The following is a 6,815-nucleotide window of genomic DNA, read 5'->3' on the forward strand; positions in this document are numbered from 1 at the left end:
CTGCCTTCCCCCAGGCGCGTAGCTCAGTGGTAGAGCACTACCTTGACACGGTAGGGGTCGTTGGTTCAACCCCAATCGCGCCTACAATACCGTAACCACTCGGTTTTCGGGCCCTCCCAGACCCCCTCACAGATCGCTGTCTGGGGGTGGTCTGGGGGTGGTTCGCCGATGCAGCCTCGAAGACGACCACGTTCCGCGTGGCCGCGAGGTGGTCCGGCAGGAGATGCGCGTAGAGCTCCGTGACACGCGTATGCGAATGCCCGAGCACGCGCGCGAGCGCGAAGAGATCAGGCTTCTTGGCGAGGAACATCGATGCGTACGTGTGACGAAGGCGATGGGGGCCGCCGGTGATCGCTGGCGCGTTCGGCGTCGCGCCGCGGCGAAGCTCCGTCGCCTTCGCGAGCACACGTGCCCACGTGTACTTCGGCCAGGACGCATAGCGCTCGCCCTTCGTGTGCTCGCGACCACCGCGCGACGCGCGATTCGTCCGCACGGGAAACACCCACGGCGACTCGCCGGTCCGCGAGCGCTGCTCCTCGAGTACGCGGACGAGGCCATCCGAGAGCGTGACCTCGCGGTCGCGACTCTTCACTTCGTAGTCCTCGTCGTCGTCGTCACCGGCGTCGTCATCACTCCAGATGCGGACCATCGCGCGTGTGAGATCCACGCGAGTCCACGGAAGGTTGATCGCCTCCGAGCGACGGCACCCCGTCTCCGCAAGGAACTTAACCAGCGCGCCGAAGTCGGCGCTGATGATGGACGCCGCCGTGAGGATGAAGCCAACCTCTTCGCGGCTGAAAACCTTCGCTTTGCCTTTGCGCTTCCCGAGCTTGAACCGCGCGATGATGGGCGAAGCGCACGGGATGCCGAGGTGGCGTGCGTAGCGGAGGACCGCGGACAATACGTTCAGCTCGCCGTTGATGGTGACCTTGTCGACGGCTTTGCTGCGCCACTGCTTGTACGCCTCGACCATGGCGGTGGTGATCTGCGTGAGGCGCGTCGCATCGAAATGTGCGCTGAGCGATGCGAGCTGGTAGCGGCGCACGTCCCACGTGGTCGGACGCAACGTCATCTTCGCGTGGGGCTTGTAGTGTTCAACGGAAAAGTCCACGAAGGTGGGCGCGTCTTTCTGCAGATACACGCCCGTCGCCCCGAGCTCGATGCGCCTTCGTGCTTCGTACGCGTTGGCTTCCTTTTTCGAGCCGCGGAACGTGAGCTTCGACCTCTTGCCCCCGATCCACAGGTCCTTCCGCCACGCTTCCTTCTTCGCGTCCCATTTCCATTCCGCCATCTTGTCCTGCGCTGTTCCGCTCGAAGAACGAGCGTACCGATGATCCAAGAATGCGCCAGCGACGACCGACCTTCGTCGCCTTCAGGTCTCCGCGCGCACATAGCGCCACGATCGTCTTCGCGGGGATCCCGAGGCGCTCTCCGACTTCGTCGGGCGACAGCACGGCGTCCGGCTCGGGGAGATGCCGCATGACCGCCCCGCCTGCATTCCGCACCGATACGCCACGCCGATCGCCGCTTTCGACGGCGGTCGTGCTGTCCTCTGAATGACCACGCGGGCGCATCGCCCTTCAGTTCTGAGCGCTCTTTCGCGCCGCGCCAATTGGAAGGTTTTAGCCGACGCTTCTTTCCGGAACGCCGACTCGCGTTGCGTCGCGGCATCGCCGCCGAGACTTATCGACGGTCCCCTCGTCGATGGCGCGTCGTCGAGGCGTCGAGCGCCGAGGACCGTTTCGTGCTCGGCTTATCGTTCTCGCCGCCCGCAACACTCGGCGATTGCTCGCGGCGCTTCCTCACGCGTCCGACCGCCGCGCGGAAGGCGCGGTGGACCTGCTCGGCGTCTTCGACGTCCTTCAGTTCCGGTCGATCGACGACGAGCCGCGCGATCTGCTCGTCGCTGAATCCCGCCGAAGAGAGCCGCTTCGTGATGTCCTTGATAAGCCGTTGCGGCGGATTTGCGCGCGCGAGTCCTGCATGATCGGGAGAGGCAAATTCCGAGAGGCGCTTGTTGCGCACCCACTGGAGCTCATCGCGGGCGTACTCGAGAACGCGGTTCATTCGCTCGCACGTCTCGAACGAAGGCGGTAGCGAGCGGCTCAAACGAACGCCGTGGGCCGGAGCAACCGGCGTAGCAGCCCACGCCTCCAGGCGCTCCATCTTGCGACGCGCCGCTTCATGCAGGAGATCTATCTGCTGCACGAGATCCTCGATCTGCTTCAAGAACGGAACCTCCTCGTCCCACTGAGGTCGCTCGGCCGCGTGCATCTGGAGCATTCGGATCACGTCGCTCACGGCGCATGCCCTGCAATGCTCACGCGCATGACCTGGCTTTGATGCCTCCATCATGTGCCCAATCGCGAGCAGGGACGCGGTCTGTTCTGGCGAATCAGACGGTTGTGCAGCGCTAAGAACCTCGTCGGTGTAGAGATTCGAGCGGAACGCGAACGCAGGTTGCCCGTCGGCACCGGGCGTTGGTGGGTTCTCCGACCCGCGCTTGACGCTCCGGAGCTTCATGTCGTCGACGTTTTCGGCGAGCCACTGCCCGACACGCGCAAGTGTTTCCGCCGGGTGCAACCGATCCTCTCTGTCGTTCTTCCGGACGCTCCCGCGCTGTCGTCGCATTCCGGCCATGCCTAACGATGCCACGAGACGAGGCGCGAGACCGCTCGTCCGACGCCGTGACTGCCGTGGAAAGAAGCGCCACGGAAACCTTCCATTTCCCGGAGGACCTCGGCGTAGCGCCGGCGAAAGCGCGTCTGCGACGCGCCCGCGCCTCTAACGAGAGGGAGAGATACCGTTGGCGAGCGTCGCGGCGGCCGCGGCGCCGGGGAAGTGTGGCCCCCCCAAGCGCGAAAGCCGGAGGCCCGACCGCACCGCGTCACGGCGCGGTTTGGTATGCCGCGGACGTATGCCGGCGACGTTCGCGCGTCCGGGAACTCCCGCGATTTCCGCTCGGCGCGCGCAAGATCCAATCGGACCGCGTCGTGTGACGTGCTCGCCATCGATATCGTTGAGCAGACGCTTGCGCCCGCGACGACACCTAACTCGCCGGGGAATTCGTCGAGCAGACGGTGTTCATTCGTGTCCACAAGCATGGCGTACGCATGTCGCTCATGGGCCGGTGTCATGGCGATGCCTCGCGAACGTGTCTCCAAGCTCGAAGTAACGTGCCGTCTCCTCCGGCGTACCGTCCGCGACCTTGGGGTCGTCGTACGGCACGGGGATCCTCGCGACGGCGCCCTGCACGTACGGGCATGCAGTGTCGGCCTGCGCTGCGGCCTACCTTTGAGCCTCATGTGGCTCGGGCACGTTATGTTCGATCGGCCGGTGTTCTCCACTCCGCGCAATCATCGCGGTCGCTGCCGCAGTCCTACTCCGCCCGCAGCGCCACGATCGGATCGAGGCGCGCCGCGCGGCGGGCCGGGACGAAGCCGAAGAGAACACCAACCGCCGCGGAAACACCCATCGCGAGCACCACCGCGTCCGCGGGGATCGCGAGCGACCAGCCGACCGCGTGACCGATCGCGGATGCTCCTAGCACGCTGAGCCCAATGCCGAGCGCGCCGCCGAACGCTGCGAGGAGGACGGACTCCGTAAGGAACTGAAGCAGGATCGCAAACTCCGTTGCGCCGTGGGCGAGGCGGACGCCGATTTCGCGCGTGCGCTCCGAGACCGACGCGAGCATCACGTTCATGACGCCGATGCCGCCGACGAGAAGAGCGATGAGCGCGACCGCCGTGATGAGGTTCGCGAACGTCTCGCTCGCCTCGAGCTGCGCTTTCACGATGTCCTCGGGGTGACGGATGTTGAAGTCGTCGTCCATTCCTTCGGCGATGCGATGGCGCTCGCGCATGAGCGCGACGATCGCGTTGGTCGCCGGGACGACGGCCTCTGGGCTCACCGCGGAGCTCACGATGTCGTCGATGTACGCGCTGCCCGGTGGCCTCAGCTTCGTCAGCGCCGTCGTGTACGGGACCATCACCGTGTCGTCCATGTCCGAGCCCGACGCGGATTGGCCCTTCGGCTTGAGGAGGCCGATGACCTCGTAGACCTGGCCATTCACGCGCACGATGGCGCCGATCGGATCGTCCGCGCCGAAGAGCTGCTTTCGCACCGTCTCGCCGATGAGGATGACGTTGCGCGCTTGCGTGACGTCGTCCTCCGTGAAGACCGAGCCCGCCGTGATTTCCCAGCGCTTGATGGGGAGATAATCGCGAGCGACGCCGCGCGCGTACGTTCGCCAGTTGCTGCGTTCGGAGACGATTTGCACTTGCGCGTCGACCTGCGGAGAGCTCCGCTCGATGAGCGGCACCTCGCGAACGATCGCCTCCATGTCCGCGACCGTGAGCGTCGTCGTCGTCTTCGATCCGGTGCGGACGCCCGCGATATTGCGGCCGCCGGCCTCGACCCACACCAAGTTGTCGCCGAGGTTGTGAAGGAGAAGCGTATACCGCGCGCGGCTCTCGTCGCCGAGCGCGACGACCCACGCCACCGCCGCGATCGCGACCGCGATCCCGACCGACGTGAGGAGACTCCGGCCCTTGTTCCGAAAAAGCGCGCGCGCGGCCTGGCCCCAGAGCACCAAAACGAGGACGGCAACGTGCGGGCGCTTCATCCGAAAAAGTGGGTCAGCTTCAAGAGGAGGGAATCGGTGGCGGGCGCTTTCCCGAGGCCCGCCGCGTCGATATGGCCCCGATCACCTGGCCCGAGATCGATCGAGGGGCTTTGCGCGCGCGTATAAACGAAAAAGATCGTCGAGCCTAATGCGTATTCCCAACGAAGTACGATATTCGCATTGATCGCGGCATTGATGAAATCGGGATTCGTCGTGGGCGCGCTAATGGCCGTTAGCTCGTCGCGATGCACGACCGTTCCGCGTCCCGCGCGCGCCGTTGGGAATGCTCCGAAATCGGAATAATGGCCGGAGGCGAGGAACATTTGCGCGTAGGTCTGCAACGACAGTCGCGGCGTGAACGTGTACGTCACGCGCGCGGTCCCCGACAGCTCGGTCGCCTCGAGCTTTCCGAAAATCAGATTCTCCGTCGTTCGCCCGGCAAAACGAGGCTCGCCCTTCGCACAGACGACCAGCGGCTCGAGAGAGATTTCGAGCTGCGGAATGAAACGAAACATCCCGACCGCCGACACGTTCGTGAAAAAGCCGTCGAAGATGCGCTGCGTCTGCGTCGCGATCTCCACGGAGACGGCGCGGCGCGGATCCGACTTCAGCTCCACTTCGAGCCCCAAGAGCTCACGCCGCTCGAGCGCGGTGCCGTCGCCGACCTCGCGATCGTCGAAATGGCGCCCGCGGAAATGGCCCTCGACGAAGAATTCCCAGAAATTCGTGAATTTCCACTGCGTATTGAGCTGATATCCGTGTGCGAGAACTAGGCCGTCGAGATTCGTTCGGCCGTACACCTCGAGGCGCGAGTGCGTCTCGAGCGTGTTGAGCCATGGCTCGAGCGTGCGTCGCTCGAGGGCGGCAGAAACGGAATGGATATTCGCCCGCTTCATGTACCCGAGGTCGTTGAAGTCGAGCTTTCGCGACGCCATGTCGTACGTCAGCTCGCCGACCCACGGGATGCCGCCTTCTTTCGCGATGCGCGTCGAATTGCCAATTCCCGACGCGCCGCTTCCGATCGTGGTGCCATCGCGAAGCATGCGCGTCGGCCCGTCGCGAAGCGTCGTGCCCGTCAGCTGCGTCGTCGCCGTCCAATCACCGTCGGGCGAGCGCCAACGTCCGTCGACGGCGCCGACATACGCATCGTGCGTGCAACGGCCGCGCGGGCATGGGGCCGACCGCTCGGAGCGAACCACCGCGCCACCGAACGCGCCGACATGCGCGTTGCCGCCGAGCTCGTATTTGAGGCGCGCCGCCTGAAAGAGCGTCATCGGCTCGACGATGCGATCCCTCTTCGGGCCGCCGCTCGTGCGAACGACCGCGTTGTTCTCGTTCGTCAAAGCGGACAGCGCGCCGACGCCTAGACGCTCGGTCAGACGCCCGCTCAGCTTGGTTGCGCCGAGGAGCGTCGCGGCTTTCATCGGCTCCGCTAGCGTCTCGTTGTTAGCGAGCTCGGGCGCCTCCGGCGTGATGCGGCCGATGCGACGCGTATAGAGGAGCGGCATCGGCGTCGCGAAGACGTCGCGGCCTTCGAAGAAGAAAGGGCGCTTCTCTGGAAGCCTGATCTCCTCGTTCGTGAGGTTCAGGATCAATTGATCGGCCTCGACCTGCGCGAAGTCGGGGAGGATCGCGAGGTCGAGCGTCAGGTCGCGCTTCGCGTGCCACTTCGCATCGAGCCCGATCGAGCCGCCGAAGCGGTGACTCTCTGCGGCGCTGTCCGCGCCCGCGTCGCGGCGATCGAAGCGGCCGAGGACGAAGGGACGAAGCTCGATATCCGTCTTCGGCGGCGGTGCGTCGACGCCGCCGAGGCGCCCATACCGCGAGACCTCGCCGGCACCGGCCCGCGGAATGAAGGACCATTCGTCCGTCTCCTGCCGCTTCGACACATAACGACGGACTTGGAGCCCCCACTCTTGAGGAGCACCGTCACGAAAACGAAGGATCCGGAGGGGGATCCGAAGCTCCGCCGACCACCCGCGCGGCGTTCGCGCGACGTCGGCCGCCCAGGACTCGTCCCAATCGCGATCGATGTCCGTGTCGTTGAAGCGGATGGCATCGGATTGCACGCCCGCTGCGTTGACGGAGAACTCGTAGGCGCTACGGCCGTCGCCGCGACTGTCGACGATGACCGTGACGCGATCCGCTTCGCTCGGACGATCACGTCGCGTCAGGCGTGCGACGATCGGGT

General features: G+C 65.4%; 4 protein-coding genes and 1 tRNA gene. 1 reads left to right on the top strand and 4 read right to left on the bottom strand.

Translation table 11 applies throughout. From position 1 onward, the window contains the following. The first annotated feature begins 12 nt into the window (after positions 1-12). Positions 13-84, top strand: a tRNA-Val gene (locus tag KF837_36985). On the opposite strand, the gene KF837_36990 is transcribed toward KF837_36985, so the two are convergent. The 4 genes from KF837_36990 to KF837_37005 all read right to left on the bottom strand — a co-directional run. Further along, on the bottom strand, positions 38-1,291 hold the full coding sequence (locus tag KF837_36990) for a site-specific integrase (GenBank protein ID MBX3232979.1): 1,254 nt from the start codon (positions 1,289-1,291) through the stop codon (positions 38-40). The two genes, KF837_36985 and KF837_36990, sit on opposite strands and share 47 nt — an antisense overlap. 392 nt (positions 1,292-1,683) lie before the next feature. Beyond that, complete coding sequence (locus tag KF837_36995; GenBank protein ID MBX3232980.1) at positions 1,684-2,583, bottom strand: hypothetical protein; 900 nt, start codon at positions 2,581-2,583, stop codon at positions 1,684-1,686. Positions 2,584-3,379: 796 nt separating this feature from the next. Next, positions 3,380-4,624 carry an ABC transporter permease gene (locus tag KF837_37000; GenBank protein ID MBX3232981.1) on the bottom strand — a complete coding sequence of 415 codons (1,245 nt, stop codon included), beginning with the start codon at positions 4,622-4,624 and terminating at the stop codon, positions 3,380-3,382. Beyond that, positions 4,621-6,815: carbohydrate binding family 9 domain-containing protein (locus KF837_37005; protein MBX3232982.1), on the bottom strand; the 2,195-nt coding region annotated here is incomplete at its 5' end. The genes KF837_37000 and KF837_37005, both read right to left, overlap by 4 nt.

The sequence above is a fragment of the Labilithrix sp. genome, from assembly GCA_019637155.1.
Lineage (GTDB): Bacteria > Myxococcota_A > Polyangia > Polyangiales > Polyangiaceae > Labilithrix.